Origin of the sequence: Pseudomonas capsici, from assembly GCF_017165765.1 — a bacterium.
Taxonomy (GTDB): domain Bacteria; phylum Pseudomonadota; class Gammaproteobacteria; order Pseudomonadales; family Pseudomonadaceae; genus Aquipseudomonas; species Aquipseudomonas capsici.
The window spans coordinates 56,646-70,818 of sequence record NZ_JAFGZD010000020.1; the positions used below are offsets into that span (position 1 = coordinate 56,646).

At 58.9% G+C, this 14,173-nt stretch carries 14 protein-coding genes; 8 read left to right on the plus strand and 6 right to left on the minus strand.

Going from position 1 to position 14,173, the window contains the following annotated elements:
• Positions 1-19: 19 nt before the first annotated feature.
• Positions 20-589: a helix-turn-helix domain-containing protein gene (locus JSY17_RS21125; RefSeq protein WP_117186350.1), complete on the minus strand. Its 570-nt coding sequence runs from the start codon at positions 587-589 to the stop codon at positions 20-22.
• A 108-nt stretch (positions 590-697) separates the two neighbouring features.
• Between JSY17_RS21125 and JSY17_RS21130 the strand changes: the two genes are divergently transcribed.
• The 7 genes from JSY17_RS21130 to JSY17_RS21160 all read left to right on the plus strand — a co-directional run bounded on the left by JSY17_RS21130 (position 698) and on the right by JSY17_RS21160 (position 7,867).
• Positions 698-1,624 carry a DMT family transporter gene (locus tag JSY17_RS21130; RefSeq protein ID WP_200980477.1) on the plus strand — a complete coding sequence of 309 codons (927 nt, stop codon included), beginning with the start codon at positions 698-700 and terminating at the stop codon, positions 1,622-1,624.
• 134 nt (positions 1,625-1,758) lie between these two features.
• Positions 1,759-4,701 carry a monovalent cation/H+ antiporter subunit A gene (locus JSY17_RS21135; RefSeq protein ID WP_117183766.1) on the plus strand — a complete coding sequence of 981 codons (2,943 nt, stop codon included), beginning with the start codon at positions 1,759-1,761 and terminating at the stop codon, positions 4,699-4,701.
• Complete coding sequence (locus JSY17_RS21140) at positions 4,701-5,045, plus strand: Na+/H+ antiporter subunit C (protein WP_007251310.1); 345 nt, start codon at positions 4,701-4,703, stop codon at positions 5,043-5,045. The genes JSY17_RS21135 and JSY17_RS21140 overlap by 1 nt, the downstream gene beginning before the upstream one ends.
• Positions 5,042-6,727: a monovalent cation/H+ antiporter subunit D gene (locus tag JSY17_RS21145; RefSeq protein ID WP_206402879.1), complete on the plus strand. Its 1,686-nt coding sequence runs from the start codon at positions 5,042-5,044 to the stop codon at positions 6,725-6,727. Before JSY17_RS21140 ends, JSY17_RS21145 begins: the two co-directional genes overlap by 4 nt.
• Positions 6,727-7,215, plus strand: a complete 489-nt coding sequence (locus tag JSY17_RS21150; protein WP_200980506.1) for a Na+/H+ antiporter subunit E — start codon at positions 6,727-6,729, stop codon at positions 7,213-7,215. Before JSY17_RS21145 ends, JSY17_RS21150 begins: the two co-directional genes overlap by 1 nt.
• A complete protein-coding gene (locus tag JSY17_RS21155) occupies positions 7,212-7,490 on the plus strand; it encodes a K+/H+ antiporter subunit F (RefSeq protein WP_117166237.1) in 279 nt (92 codons plus the stop codon). Before JSY17_RS21150 ends, JSY17_RS21155 begins: the two co-directional genes overlap by 4 nt.
• Positions 7,487-7,867 carry a Na+/H+ antiporter subunit G gene (locus tag JSY17_RS21160; protein WP_117166238.1) on the plus strand — a complete coding sequence of 127 codons (381 nt, stop codon included), beginning with the start codon at positions 7,487-7,489 and terminating at the stop codon, positions 7,865-7,867. Before JSY17_RS21155 ends, JSY17_RS21160 begins: the two co-directional genes overlap by 4 nt.
• Positions 7,868-7,916: 49 nt before the next feature.
• Here the strand turns inward: JSY17_RS21160 and JSY17_RS21165 are convergent, their stop codons facing one another.
• Positions 7,917-8,384, minus strand: a complete 468-nt coding sequence (locus JSY17_RS21165; RefSeq protein ID WP_117166239.1) for a hypothetical protein — start codon at positions 8,382-8,384, stop codon at positions 7,917-7,919.
• Positions 8,385-8,747: 363 nt separating this feature from the next.
• On the opposite strand from JSY17_RS21165, the gene JSY17_RS21170 reads away from it, so the two are divergent.
• On the plus strand, positions 8,748-8,984 hold the full coding sequence (locus JSY17_RS21170) for a DUF2789 domain-containing protein (RefSeq protein WP_025259416.1): 237 nt from the start codon (positions 8,748-8,750) through the stop codon (positions 8,982-8,984).
• 11 nt (positions 8,985-8,995) lie between these two features.
• On the opposite strand, the gene JSY17_RS21175 is transcribed toward JSY17_RS21170, so the two are convergent.
• The 4 genes from JSY17_RS21175 to JSY17_RS21190 form a co-directional block, all read right to left on the minus strand.
• Positions 8,996-10,477 carry a T6SS phospholipase effector Tle1-like catalytic domain-containing protein gene (locus JSY17_RS21175; protein ID WP_206402880.1) on the minus strand — a complete coding sequence of 494 codons (1,482 nt, stop codon included), beginning with the start codon at positions 10,475-10,477 and terminating at the stop codon, positions 8,996-8,998.
• Between the two features lie 332 nt (positions 10,478-10,809).
• Positions 10,810-11,214 (minus strand): TraR/DksA family transcriptional regulator, encoded by a 405-nt coding sequence (locus JSY17_RS21180; RefSeq protein ID WP_025259414.1) that lies wholly within the window; start codon positions 11,212-11,214, stop codon positions 10,810-10,812.
• Positions 11,215-11,507: 293 nt separating this feature from the next.
• A complete protein-coding gene (locus JSY17_RS21185; RefSeq protein WP_025259413.1) occupies positions 11,508-12,533 on the minus strand; it encodes an ABC transporter permease in 1,026 nt (341 codons plus the stop codon).
• Between the two features lie 48 nt (positions 12,534-12,581).
• On the minus strand, positions 12,582-14,165 hold the full coding sequence (locus tag JSY17_RS21190; RefSeq protein ID WP_117183770.1) for a sugar ABC transporter ATP-binding protein: 1,584 nt from the start codon (positions 14,163-14,165) through the stop codon (positions 12,582-12,584).
• Positions 14,166-14,173 lie beyond the last annotated feature (8 nt).

Consider the following 14,173-nt stretch of genomic DNA (forward strand, 5'->3'; position numbering starts at 1 on the left):
ATTGCTGGGAAGTCTGTATTTACAGCACCACATTGCGTACGAAACGCAGGGTAATCTCACCTTCATTGCGATAAGTGTGTGGCTGGTTGCTGGGGAACATGAAGAATTCGCCAGGACCGACCCGATGCTGCCTGTCACGCTCGGCAAAGCTTACGGTCAGATACCCTTCGACGACGTAGACCTGCTCGCTCCAGCCTTCGGGATCGGCCTCGGATGCGTAGGCATCCCCGGGCTCGAGCGTGAACTCCCACAACTCGACCTCGCGCCGGGCAAGGGCCTTGGCCAGCAGCACAGCCTTGCTGCCCGGTCGGGTGCCTTCCCAGGCCAGTTCGTTGATACGGCTGTGATCCGCCAGCTCGGGTGCCTGAATCAAGTCGCTGAAGGCCACCTCAAGCGCCTCGGCCACCCGGTCCAGCGTTGCGAGGCTGACATTCTTCTCTCCCGCCTCGATAGCCACCAGCATGCGGCGGCTGACGCCGGACTTTTCCGCCAGAGCGCTCTGGCTCAGCCCTGCCCCATTACGCAGACGGCGAACGTTATGGCTGACATGCTGCAGCACGGGGGCACGCTGGGAATTTTCTTTGTGCACGATATTGCTCATCTGAACCCTTTGCGCATTATACTGCCCACATTTTGCGACGCATTGTGTGTTGCGTATCCCATTGCATGCAAGGCTTTAAAAGCCTGGAAAACCCTCATGACCTCCATTCGCCGAGTACCGCGTGTCAGCAAGGCTGAAGCGGTACTGATCCTGATCACTGTCCTGTGGGGCGGCACCTTCCTGCTCGTCCAGCACGCCCTGACCGTCAGCGGGCCGATGTTTTTCGTGGGCCTGCGATTTGCCGCCGCGGCCTGCATCGTAGCGCTGTTCTCGATGAAAACCATGCGCGAACTGACTTTGCTTGAACTCAGGGCCGGTATATTCATCGGCATTTCGATCATGCTCGGCTACGGGCTGCAGACCATCGGCCTGCAGAGCATCCCCAGCAGCCAGTCGGCGTTCATCACCGCATTGTATGTCCCTTGCGTGCCCTTGCTGCAATGGCTGGTGCTGGGACGTCGTCCCGGCCTGATGCCCAGCCTGGGCATTGCGCTGGCCTTCAGCGGGCTGATACTGCTCTCGGGGCCGGAAGGCGCATCGTTGCAATTCAGTCCTGGCGAGATTGCCACCATCATCAGCGCCGTGGCGATTGCTGCCGAAATCATCATGATCGGTGCCTATGCCGGCAAGGTCGATGTACGACGGGTCACTGTCGTGCAACTGGCTACCGCCTCGATGCTGGCGTTTCTGATGATCGTTCCCACCGGCGAGAGCCTGCCGGGCTTTTCCTGGCTGCTGGTTATCAGTGCCGTTGGCCTGGGTGCCATGAGCGCAGTTATCCAGGTCGCCATGAACTGGGCACAGAAGAGCGTATCCCCGACCCGAGCCACCGTGATCTATGCCGGGGAGCCGGTCTGGGCCGGGATTGCCGGACGGCTGGCCGGTGAACGTCTGCCGGGTATCGCATTGCTGGGTGCGGCGCTGATTGTCGCTGGCGTGATTGTCAGTGAAATGAAGGCGCGGGCCCGGCCTCAGGAACAGGAAACGGAGCAGGAAGAAGGCATCCAGCGACTGGATCAATGACGCCGGATCCACGTCCTGCAAGGCTCACAGGTTTAAAACAGACACTTCTTGTAGGAAATTCCTGAGGCTCTGAGTTTGGAGATGCGACGTCTGGCACGTATGATGCTTGACATTTCCCTGCAGATTAGAAGCCTATGTCTCTGATAGTTCTACTGCTTCTGCCTTTCATCGGCAGCTGTCTGGCGGCCCTTTTGCCGCACAACGCGCGTAACGCCGAATCCCTGCTCGCTGGCATGATCGCTCTGATCGGTGCCGTGCAGGTGGCGTTGTGGTTCCCGCAGATCGCCGACGGCGGTGTGATTCGTGAAGAATACTTCTGGCTGCCCAGCCTGGGACTGAATTTCGTCCTGCGCATGGACGGGTTTGCCTGGATGTTTTCGATGATGGTGCTGGGCATCGGCACGCTGGTGTCCTTGTATGCCCGCTATTACATGTCACCGGACGATCCTGTTCCGCGTTTCTTTGCGTTTTTCCTGGCGTTCATGGGGGCAATGCTGGGGCTGGTGATCTCCGGCAACCTGATCCAGATCGTGTTTTTCTGGGAACTGACCAGTGTCTTTTCCTTCCTGCTGATCGGTTACTGGCACCATCGCAATGACGCACGACGCGGCGCTTACATGGCACTGATGGTCACGGGCGCTGGCGGTCTGGCGTTGCTGGTGGGCGTCCTGATGCTGGGCCATGTGGTGGGCAGTTATGACCTGGACCGCGTGCTGGCCTCGGGCGAAGCGATCCGTGCCCATGCACTGTACCCGGTGTTATTGACCCTGATCCTGATCGGCGCCTTGAGCAAGAGCGCACAGTTTCCGTTTCACTTCTGGCTGCCCCACGCCATGGCCGCGCCGACGCCGGTCTCGGCTTATCTGCACTCGGCAACCATGGTCAAGGCCGGGGTGTTTCTGCTTGCGCGCCTGTGGCCTTCGCTGTCCGGCACCGAACAGTGGTTCTGGATCGTCAGCGGGGCCGGTGCCTGCACACTGGTGCTGGGCGCCTACGCCGCCATTTTCCAGAACGACCTCAAGGGGCTGCTGGCCTACTCGACCATCAGCCATCTGGGCCTGATCACTCTGCTGCTGGGCCTCAACAGCCCGCTGGCGGCCGTTGCGGCCGTGTTCCACATCCTCAACCACGCCACCTTCAAGGCTTCACTGTTCATGGCGGCAGGGATCATCGACCATGAAAGCGGAACACGGGATATCCGGCGTCTCAGCGGGCTGATAAAGCTGATCCCTTACACCGCGACACTGGCCATGGTTGCCAGTGCTTCGATGGCGGGGGTGCCGTTGCTCAACGGCTTCCTGTCCAAAGAGATGTTCTTCGCCGAAACCGTATTCATTTCTGCCACCGCCTGGGTAGAAATGGCGCTGCCCATCATCGCGACCATTGCCGGGGCCTTCAGCGTCGCCTACTCCCTGCGCTTTACCGTGGATGTGTTTTTCGGCCCGGCGGCAAAAGACCTTCCCCTGCTGCCCCACGAACCGCCACGCTGGATGCGTGCGCCGGTGGAGTTGCTGGTGATGGCCTGTCTGGTGGTCGGTATTTTCCCGGCTCAATCGGTCGCTCCACTGCTCGCCGCCGCTGCACAGCCGGTAGTGGGCGATACGTTGCCCGAGTACAGCCTGGCGATCTGGCACGGCTGGAACGCACCGATGATCATGAGTCTGATCGCCATGGCCGGTGGCATTACGCTGTATCTGCTGCTGCGCAAGTCGTTCCGCCAGGAACGCTTTGTCGGCCCGCCACTGGTATCGAGGCTCAACGGCAAGCTGTTTTTCGAACGTTGTCAGGTGATCCTGATGCAGTGGGCTCGACGCTTCGAGCGTCAGGTCAGTACCCGTCGTCTCCAGCCACAATTGTTCATGCTGGTTCTGACGGCAGCGGTGCTGGGCTTTATTCCGATGTACTTCAGCGGCCTGACCTGGGGTGACCGGCCGAAGATTCCGGGCTCCGGAGTGTTTGTAACCCTGTGGCTGATCGCGATTGCCTGCGCCCTCGGAGCTGCATGGCAAGGCAAGTATCACCGTCTGGCTGCGCTGATCATGGTCAGTGTCTGCGGCCTGATGACCTGCATCACCTTTGTCTGGTTCTCGGCACCCGATCTGGCGCTGACCCAACTGGTGGTCGAAGTGGTGACCACCGTGCTGATCCTGCTGGGACTGCGCTGGATGCCACGCCGTAACGAAGATGTCGCGCCCTCGGTGAGTTCGCGACTCAATGCCCGTACCCGACGCATTCGCGACCTGACGCTGTCCGTACTGGTCGGTGCAGGCATGGCCTTGCTGTCCTATGCCATGCTGACCCGCCAGACGCCCAACGCCATCTCTTCGTTCTACCTGAGCCGGGCATTGCCCGAAGGTGGCGGCACCAACGTGGTCAACGTGATGCTGGTGGATTTCCGCGGCTTCGACACCTTCGGGGAAATCACGGTACTGGCCGCCGTTGCCCTGACGGTATTCGCCTTGCTGCGTCGTTTCCGTCCCCCCAAGGAAAGCATCCCCCTGCCCGCCCAGCAACGCCTGCTGGCCCGTGACGTGGTCACTGACCTGATCAACCCGCGCAGCGCAAGCGATACGGCACTGGGCTTCATGATGGTGCCGGCTGCGCTGGTACGCCTGCTGCTGCCCATCGCGTTCATGGTTTCGATGTACCTGTTCATGCGCGGCCACAACCAGCCGGGCGGCGGGTTCGTCGCCGGTCTGGTGATGTCGGTGGCGTTCATCCTGCAATACATGGTTGCCGGAACTCAGTGGGTCGAGGCGCAGATGAGCCTGCGACCTCTGCGCTGGATGGGCACCGGTCTGCTGTGCGCTGTCATCACCGGCCTGGTTTCCATGGCGCTGGGGTATCCGTTCATGACCACTCATACCGCGCATCTGGACCTGCCGATACTCGGCGAAGTCCATTTCGCCAGCGCCCTGTTCTTCGATGTAGGCGTCTATGCAGTGGTCGTCGGCTCGACGCTGTTGATCCTCACTGCGCTGGCCCACCAGTCGGTGCGCAGCCATCGTCCGACCCAGTTGCCGAAACCGATTGTCCGCCCTGCGGCCGAATCCGCGACTACACAAGGAGCCGTCTGATGGAAGAAGTCATCGCAGTCGCCATTGGCGTTCTCGCTGCATCCGGTGTCTGGCTGATACTGCGCCCGCGTACCTTTCAGGTGGTGATGGGTCTGTGTCTGCTGTCCTATGGCGTGAACCTGTTCATTTTCAGCATGGGCAGCCTGTTCATCGGCAAGGAGCCCATCATCAAGGACGGCATCCCTCAGGACCTGCTCAACTACACCGATCCCCTGCCCCAGGCGCTGGTACTGACCGCAATCGTCATCAGCTTTGCCATGACGGCTCTGTTTCTGGTCGTGCTGCTGGCGTCCCGCGGCCTGACCGGCACTGACCATGTGGATGGCAGGGAGCCCAAGGCATGAGCTGGATGAACCAACTGATTGTTGCTCCCATCCTGTTGCCATTGGTGACCGCCGGGCTGATGCTCTGGCTGGGCGAAAAACACAGGCCGCTCAAGGGCCGCATCAACCTGCTGTCGAGCATGCTCGGGCTGGCGATTTCCATCACATTGCTGTTGTGGGTCCAGAAGAGCGGTACCACTGGCAGCATCGGGGTCTATCTGCCGGGCAACTGGGAAGTGCCGTTCGGTATCGTGCTGGTGGTGGATCACCTGTCGGCCCTGATGCTGGTGCTGACCGGCATCATTGCCGTATGCGCGCTGCTGTTCGCACTGGCACGCTGGGACCGGGCAGGTGCCAGCTTCCACGCCTTGTTCCAGATACAGTTGATGGGCCTGTACGGTGCCTTCCTGACCGCCGACCTGTTCAACCTGTTCGTGTTCTTCGAAGTCTTGCTGGCGGCATCCTACGGTTTGATGCTGCACGGCTCCGGGCGCGCCCGGGTGTCGGCGGGCCTGCATTACATCTCCATCAACCTGCTGGCCTCGTCGCTGTTCCTGATTGGTGCTGCATTGATCTACGGCGTAACGGGCACCCTCAACCTGGCTGATCTGGCGATCAAGATTCCTCAGGTTCCGGAATCCGACCTCGGCCTGCTGCACGCGGGCGCAGCGATCCTGGCCACCGCCTTTCTGGCCAAGGCCGGCATGTGGCCGCTGAACTTCTGGCTGGTGCCGGCCTACTCGGCAGCCAGTGCACCGGTTGCAGCGATGTTCGCCATCATGACCAAGGTCGGCATCTACACCCTGTTGCGCCTGTGGACGCTGCTGTTTTCCGAACAGGCCGGGCCTTCGGCATTCTTCGGCGGGGACTGGCTGATCTATGGCGGCATGGCAACAATCGTTACCGCAGCAGTGGCGATTATTGCCGCGCAGCGCCTGGAGCGTCTGGCCAGCCTGAGCATTCTGGTTTCGGCGGGCATTCTGCTGGCGGCCATCGGCTTTGCCCAGCCGAGCCTGACTTCGGGAGCGCTGTTCTATCTGGTCAGCTCGACCCTGGCGCTGAGCGCAATGTTCCTGCTGGGTGAACTGATCGAGCGCTCACGCTCCTCCAACGAGATCCCCCTCGAAGACGATGCGGACCAATTGCCGCGTAACATGGAATCCCTGCACCCGCCGCCGGGCACCAACCTGGACGACGAGCAGAAGGCCGTGGTCGGGCAAGTCATTCCAATGACCATGGCTTTTCTGGGTCTGAGTTTCATAGCCTGCGCCCTGCTGATCATCGGCATGCCACCGCTCTCGGGATTCATCGGCAAACTGACACTGCTCAGCGCGCTGCTCAACCCGCTAGGGCTGGACGTGGCAAAGGACGAAGCCATTTCCACTCAAGGATGGATGTTGATTGGCTTGCTGATCTTCTCGGGTCTGGCATCGCTGATTGCCTTTTCTCGCCTCGGCGTCCAGCGTTTCTGGACCCCGCTGGAAAGCCCTTCGCCGCTGCTGCGGCGCAATGAATGCCTGCCCATCATTATTCTGCTGGGCCTGTGCATTGCCCTGACGATCAAGGCGGAACCGCTGTTGCGCTACACACAGGACACAGCTGCCGCCTTGCATAACCCGACTCAGTATGTGCAATCGGTCATGGCCACACGCCCCGTGCCAGGACCGACCGGCACCCAGGCCGTTTCGCAGGTGCAGCCATGATGAGATTTTTCTTCCCCGCCCCATGGTTTTCACTGGCGCTGTGGGTGTTATGGCTGGTGCTGAATCTTTCCATCAGCCCAGGTACGGTACTGCTGGGTGCCATATTCGGCTTTCTGGCCCCCCTGCTCATGGCGCCTTTGCGCCCGACCCCGGTGCGCATTCGCAAACCGGGCAGGATCCTGAAGTTTTTCCTGCGGGTGGGCTATGACACGCTGATCTCAAACCTGCAGGTATTCATGTCGGTCTGGAACCTCAAACGCCGCCCGCCACGTTCGGCGTTCGTCAAGGTGCCACTGGACATGCGCGACCCCAGCGGCCTGGCCGCACTGGCGATGGTCACGACCGTGGTGCCCGGCACCGTCTGGTCGGAACTGGCACTGGACCGCAGCATTCTGCTGATGCATGTGTTCGATCTGGAAGATGAAGCGCAATTCATCAAGCACTTCAAGACAGCTTATGAGCGCCCCTTGATGGAGATTTTCGAATGACGGCCCTGCTCGACAATGCCATTCTGCTCAGCCTGTTCATTTTTGCCCTGGCGATGGTGATCACCCTGATTCGCCTGTTCAGGGGACCGTCGGCACAGGATCGCGTCCTGGCACTGGATTACCTGTATGTCATCGCCATGCTGATGATGCTGGTGCTGGGCATACGTTATGCCAGTGACACCTATTTCGAGGCCGCCCTGCTGATCGCCCTGTTCGGTTTCGTCGGCTCCTTTGCCCTGGCCAAATTCCTGTTGCGCGGAGAGGTGATCGAATGAATTCGCTGCAGAACATTCCCTTCTGGGTGCAGGTCATTACTTCGTTGCTACTGGTTGCCAGCAGTGTGTTCGCCTTGACCGGCGCTCTGGGCCTGTTGCGCCTGAAGAGCTTTTTCCAGCGCATGCACCCGCCTGCTCTGGCGTCCACGCTGGGAGCCTGGTTCGTTGCACTGGCTTCGATCATTTATTTCTCGGCGCTGAAATCCGGGCCGGTGATTCATGCCTGGCTGATTCCTGTCCTGCTGTCGATCACCGTGCCGGTCACCACGTTGCTGCTGGCCCGTACCGGGCTGTTCCGCAAGCGCATGGCCGGGGATAACGATGTTCCGCCGGAAGTCAGCGGCGATCGTCCCGCCCGGGAATCGGTCGAGAACTGAACCGTCATTGATGGCTTCGCGGGCGGCCCTGCTCGCGAAGAAACTTCAATCACTCACTGGCCTTGAAGGTCAGCTCACCCTTGCGCCATTTGGCAGCCTTGCCGATGGCCGCCTTGAGAGGCTTGCTCAAGCCGCCCTGCAATTGCTCATTGGCCGCAAAGACCATGAACACTGCATGCCCCTCCTTGAACACGATGCCGTGGCCTTCGGGAATATCGACATAGGCGTAATCGCCCAGACCGTAGACAGTGAACTTGATATCACGAAACTTCAGCTCAAACTTTCCACCTTCGCGACTGGGCAGAACCGAGGCGCGAAAATGGTCCCCGACCTTGAGTTCAAGGCGCGGTTTGTCATCGACCACCATTGCTGTTTCGGTGTCGATTTCGGACATGTAGATGCCATCGGGCGACTGCTCGGTGACATAGACAAAACGTGACTGGAACTGCTTGACCAACTGCGCACGTAGATCACCGAGCACAAACAGAGAATGGGTATCCAGGTTACTTACAGCCAATGTACAAATCCTCGAACATGAAAATAAGCTGCCTGGCAAAACCAGGACAGTGAAAGAATAAGCATCCTTACAGGCCGCCGGAGCGGCTGAAATACCTGCTGACACGCACTGAAACTGCGAGCGATGATTCCATGGTCGCCACCCTGCCGGGCAGGCTGGAGGCGGATTCTACCGACAGACAACGCCAGCGGCCTATATACCTTTTTGTACAGAGAAATATCAGAGGCAGGAAAAGCGGCTCGGTTCGGCACGCGGGACAGACATTAGCACCTGTCGCCGGATGAATAAAAGGTTCGTCGAACTCTGCCCGTCGTCGACACTCCGATAAAGAACGAAGGCCAACCCTGCAGCCAAGGAGATGACATGGAATTGCCAACCCACTCTCTGCCCAACCTGTTCGCCCAACTGGGCCTGGACTCGGATGAGGATAGCATCCAGAACTTCATTGCCAACCACTCACTGCCTGACGATGTGAAACTGATCGACGCCGAGTTCTGGACACCTCAACAGGCCCGCTTCCTGAAAGAAGAACTTCGCGAAGATGCCGACTGGGCTCCTGTGGTCGACGAACTCAATGTATTGCTGCACAAGAGCCCATAACCTCGCACGACTCAATGCCGGTATCCGGACTGACTCGCGTTCGGGTACCGGACCCGGCCACCTGGCTGCGGTGCATGCACGAATACCGCATCACTGAAACTGCCGACCCTGCCAATGATTGCATTCCAGTGGGCGGAGTGATGAATATAGCGCCAGCGCAGCAGGCATTCCTCTCGCTCGTCCAGCGTGTAGGCACCGCCGCGGGCATAGCCGATCAACTTGCGGCAGATGCTTTCCAGCTCCGGAACGAGCCGCAGTTCTGCGGTATCGGGAACCGGCTCGAACGGCACGCCTTCATCACAGGCCAGTGCATGCATGACACGCAGATAGACTCGCGACAGATGCCCGAACACCTGGCGACGCAAACAGGCTGCCGCCACGACCGTCTTGCGTCCCAGAGCGGTCGTGCGCCCCCGGCCACAGATTTCGGAGCACTCCACCTTCAGTGAGGCCTGCCGATCCCGGGGATCAATCCATTGCCCGGCATCCAGGGCCAGCAGGTCTTCCTGGGCCTGCAACCAGGCCGCACTCGACTCACAGGGAGTGTCGCGATAAACCATGCTTAACCTTGGCCGGGTCAGGAGCAGCTTTTCTTCCATCTGCGGATGGTAACCGCCGCCAATGTCGGCATGGGCTCCGGGCAACACAATCTCCCGGCTCCAGTCAGGGGTAATGCTGTTGAGGGCAAAGTTGCGCCGCGACTCATCCCGTGCCACCAGATGAAGTACCTGCTGGGCGCATCCAGGCGGCAGATAGAGATTGACCCTGTTGCTGGCCGAGTCGCGAACATTGTAGAGATCCTTCAAACTGCCAATGGCAGCCACCGTGTCGAACAGTCCGATGACCTTGAGCCTGACGCTGCCCTTGTCCCAGCCGAAATCCGGCCCCAGCGGGACCTTGCGACTTGCCAGGGCCGGTTCGAGCGCCCCCTGGGCCTGCTTGAGCACTTCATTGACAAAATGCCGGGCCGAGGCAGCGCCACGGCTGAAACCGAAAACATCCAGTTCAAGGGCTTCGATGACGCATCCGGGATTATCCAGGGCAAACGCCTTCAGGCGAGAGCCCAGCTTCCTGACGGCATGTTCGGCCTTGGCCACAACCCCCGTGGAACCGCGCCCGAAGCTCTGTCCGAGCCAGAGAGTATCCCCTTCTCCGGAAGTTGTACCTGCGCCGCTGATATAAACGGGCCAGTAAACTTTCAGGCCCTCACCATCGTTTCTGGCGACATACTGATGGCGATAAAGTGCAACCAGCCGAGCGATATTACTCAGATCATTGCTGTAACTGCTATTGGGGTCGGAGTGCCGTCCTCCACACTCGACGATATGTCTGCCGTCATTGACCTCCATCATGGCGCGGCAATCGGCGCCTGTCTGGCTATTGGAGCGATTATTGCCCGTTCCGTCGAAGAACAGGCCGGCACGCACCGTAACACGAAGCATTGCGGTATCCGATACCGCAGGTTTGCGATTAACTTCCCATGTTTTCTTCATCTTCTGTTCCGTCCGTAGAAAGCAGTCACTTCCCATGACCGCCTTTTAACCAATTCCATACAATTGATTAAAAAGCTTGCTCAGCAACAGACAACAGTCAAGCAACAAGAAAATTTACAGAGCGCTCCTACAAACAGAACCAACATTACTCAAATTAAACAATAAATAAATATCACCTTCACTTTGAAAAATATTATCCGAATACAAACTTGCAGAACGCCTGCAATATCCCGAATAAAATTCCCGCATGAAACCGAAAGATTCCGGGCACAACAAAACCGGGAGGCTAAGATAGCCTCCCGGTCAGGTGACACACCAGTCCAGCCTGAGGATCAGGCCTGACGCTGATGCTTGTCGATCTGCTCGTGGCGCTCTTGCGCCTCGATGCAATATTTGGTCGTCGGGCTGATCAGCAGACGCTTGAGGCCAATAGGCTCTCCGCTGTCGTCGCACCAGCCAAAGGTGTCATCGGCAATGCGCGACAGAGCCATTTCCAGTTGTGGAAGCATGCGCTGATCGCGATCGATGACATTGACCAGCCAATGACGCTCTTCTTCTACCGAAGCAGCGTCGGCAGGATCGGCCGGGGTGTCCAGGCTCTCGATAGCAATGCGGCTTTGCTCGATACGCTCGTGGATTTCAACCTTCATGGCCTGCAACAGCTCGACGAAGAAAGCATGCTGTTCAGCATTCATGTAGTCATCGGCCGGCATGGCCAGCAACTTTTCCTTTGTCATTGATTTCTCTATAAAAAAACGTGCATTGAGGAGCGGCTCAACGTTGCCGTAAAAGCGCCATGATCTCCAAGCGCCACCAGGCACTCAATTTACGAGGGGCGGCAGTCTAAGGCCGGCTTGGCCCGTCGGCAATACAATTGAAGGGATTTTGTCCCCCGAGTGCATTGACGCCCCTGAAAATCAGGCCTTGAAACCTTTGTGAAGAGCCTCTGACTCTGCTTTGAGAGATCAGTTCCGGTAAAGGAAAAAGCACAAAAGGGCCCGTTGAAGGCCCTTTTGTGCTCAATCCGCTATCAACGCTTGGCTTTGCGCTTGTTGCGATATTGATCGATTACCACCGCAACCACAATGATCAGGCCCTTGATGATGTCCTGAACATAAGCATCCACACCCACGAAAGTGAAGCCGCTGGCCATGACCCCCAGGATCAGCGCACCGATCACGGTGCCGGTAATGCGTCCGACACCACCGGCCAGACTGGTGCCACCGATCACGGCGGCGGCAATGGCATCCAGTTCATAGGACATGCCCATCCCCGCCTGCCCTGTCGCCGCCCGCGCCGAAGCCACGACCCCGGCCAGCCCCGCCAGCAGGCCTGCAATGCTGTAGACAATGACCAGATGACGCTTGACGTTGATACCCGAAGTACGAGCCGCCTGCATGTTACCGCCGATGGCGTAGGTGTACTTGCCATACTTGGTGTAGCGCAAGGCAATATGAAAGATCACCGCGACAACCAGGAAAATGATGACCGGCATCGCCCCCTGACCAATGGCCGTATAGGAGTCCGAAAGCATGCTCACCGGCTGGCCTTCGGTATAGAAACGCGCCAACCCGCGAGCCGATACCATCATGCCCAGAGTGGCGATGAAGGGTGGAATCCCGGTGATTGCGATGATGCTGCCGTTGATTGCCCCGGCCAGCAGTCCGACTCCAAGCCCCACGACCACCGGTATCCAGACCGGCAGGTCAGTGAGCGAAGGAAAGACCGCCCGGGAAAAGTCCGACGTCTGCGCCAGACTGGCGGCAATCATCGCCGACAGGGCCAGCACCGAGCCGGACGACAGATCGATACCGGTGGTGATGATCACCTGAGTGACCCCGATCGCCAGCAGGCCGATGATCGAGACTTGCAGGATCATCAAGACCAGTCGCTGGGAGTTGAGCAGGAAGCTCTGGTCGCGCACGATCCAGCCCAACAATTCGAAAACCAGCCCGATACCGATCAGCACCAGAAAAATACTCAGTTCGGTAGGCAGCCGCCGTTTGCTCTTGTTCGGCGCCAGGGCCGGCTTGTTCTGCAAAATTGCGTTGCTCATTTCCATTTCCCTCTTGTTCTTTTTCTGCCATCAGTCCGGACGGGCAACTCAGTGAACCAGATTGCCGGAAGCCAGATGCATGACCTTTTCCTGGGTGGCCTCACTGCGATCGAGGATGCCCATCATTTCGCCTTCGTGCATGACCATGACCCGGTCGCTCATGCCCAGCACTTCAGGCAATTCGGAGGAAATCATGATCACGGCCATGCCCTCGCCAGCCAGCAGGGAAATCAGTCGATAGATTTCCGCCTTGGCCCCCACATCGATGCCACGGGTCGGCTCATCGAGAATCAGGATTCTGGGGTTGGTCATCAGCCAGCGGGCCAGCAATGCCTTCTGCTGATTACCGCCGGAAAGCGTATCGATGCACTGTTCAAGGGACGGCGTCTTGACGCGCAACTTCTTGCACATGTCTTCGCACATCAGCCGCAGGGCTTTCTGCTGGACGAAACCGTTGCCGGCGTAATTGGCCAGAACAGCCATTTCCATGTTTTCCATGACCGACAGACAGGGAAACAGCCCCGTAAGCTTGCGGTCCTCGGTCAGTAACGCGAAGCCTTTTTCAATGGCCTGATGCGGGTCGGTAATACGCACCGGCACCCCATCGAGCTGAATTTCGCCTTCTTCACTGGGGGTGATACCGAACAGGGTTTCGGCCACATTGGTCCGGCCGGAGCCCATCAGCCCGGCAATGCCAAGAATCTCACCGGCATGCAAGTCGAAGGACACACCCTGGAATACCCCATCCAGGCTCAGATCACGTACCGACAGCAGCAGGTCACCAATGGGCTTTTCCCGTTCGGGAAAGAGCTGGGTCAGTTCGCGCCCGACCATCATCGAGATCAGGCTGTCGCCGTCCATGCTTTCCGCACGCTGCAAGCCGATATAGGCACCGTCGCGAAACACCGCCACTTCGTCGGCAATCTCGAAAACTTCGCTCATCTTGTGGGTGATATAGATGATGCCTTTGCCCTGGGCGCGCAGGTCGGCAATGATCGAAAACAGGTGGGCGACTTCCGTCTCGGTAATGGCCGATGTCGGCTCGTCCATGATGAGGATGTCGGAGTCATAGGAAACCGCCTTGGCAATCTCCACCATCTGCCGCTCGGCAATGCTCAGGTTGCCCACCAGTTCCTGCGGATCGAGCCTGATGCGCAAGCGCTCCAGCAGTTCGGCCGTGCAGCGGTACATTTCCCGGTGGTCGACCATGTGCAGGCTGTTGAGTTGTTCGCGACCGATCCAGATGTTCTCCGCGATGCTCATGAACGGCATCAGGTTCAATTCCTGATGGATCATGGCAATACCCGCCTGCAAGGCGGCCAGAGGCGTATCGAAGCGCACGGGATTGCCCCGCAGGCGTATCTCGCCGGCATCGGGTTGATAGATCCCGGCGATGATTTTCATCAGGGTCGACTTGCCTGCGCCATTCTCGCCCATCAGGGCCAGCACAGTGCCGGGCCGTACCCGCAGCTGTACATCGTTGAGGGCGATGACGCCCGGAAAGCCCTTGCTGATATTGCTGATTTCCAGCAGATAGGGGGATGAAACGTCAGTGGCGTCCGGGTTATCGGCACGGGCAGCGGACGGCGTCTCGCGCTGGGCATGGCGGGTGGCAGTAGCGGAACCGAACATGATCGAAA

Excerpts from the sequence above, each read along its gene's own strand:
- JSY17_RS21130 (WP_200980477.1), top strand. The coding sequence starts at position 698 with ATGACCTCCATTCGCCGAGTACCGCGTGTCAGCAAGGCTGAAGCGGTA.
- JSY17_RS21135 (WP_117183766.1), top strand. The coding sequence starts at position 1,759 with ATGTCTCTGATAGTTCTACTGCTTCTGCCTTTCATCGGCAGCTGTCTG.
- JSY17_RS21140 (WP_007251310.1), top strand. The coding sequence starts at position 4,701 with ATGGAAGAAGTCATCGCAGTCGCCATTGGCGTTCTCGCTGCATCCGGT.
- JSY17_RS21145 (WP_206402879.1), top strand. The coding sequence starts at position 5,042 with ATGAGCTGGATGAACCAACTGATTGTTGCTCCCATCCTGTTGCCATTG.
- JSY17_RS21150 (WP_200980506.1), top strand. The coding sequence starts at position 6,727 with ATGAGATTTTTCTTCCCCGCCCCATGGTTTTCACTGGCGCTGTGGGTG.
- JSY17_RS21155 (WP_117166237.1), top strand. The coding sequence starts at position 7,212 with ATGACGGCCCTGCTCGACAATGCCATTCTGCTCAGCCTGTTCATTTTT.
- JSY17_RS21160 (WP_117166238.1), top strand. The coding sequence starts at position 7,487 with ATGAATTCGCTGCAGAACATTCCCTTCTGGGTGCAGGTCATTACTTCG.
- JSY17_RS21170 (WP_025259416.1), top strand. The coding sequence starts at position 8,748 with ATGGAATTGCCAACCCACTCTCTGCCCAACCTGTTCGCCCAACTGGGC.
- JSY17_RS21175 (WP_206402880.1), bottom strand. The coding sequence starts at position 10,477 with ATGAAGAAAACATGGGAAGTTAATCGCAAACCTGCGGTATCGGATACC.
- JSY17_RS21180 (WP_025259414.1), bottom strand. The coding sequence starts at position 11,214 with ATGACAAAGGAAAAGTTGCTGGCCATGCCGGCCGATGACTACATGAAT.
- JSY17_RS21185 (WP_025259413.1), bottom strand. The coding sequence starts at position 12,533 with ATGAGCAACGCAATTTTGCAGAACAAGCCGGCCCTGGCGCCGAACAAG.
- JSY17_RS21190 (WP_117183770.1), bottom strand. The coding sequence starts at position 14,165 with ATGTTCGGTTCCGCTACTGCCACCCGCCATGCCCAGCGCGAGACGCCG.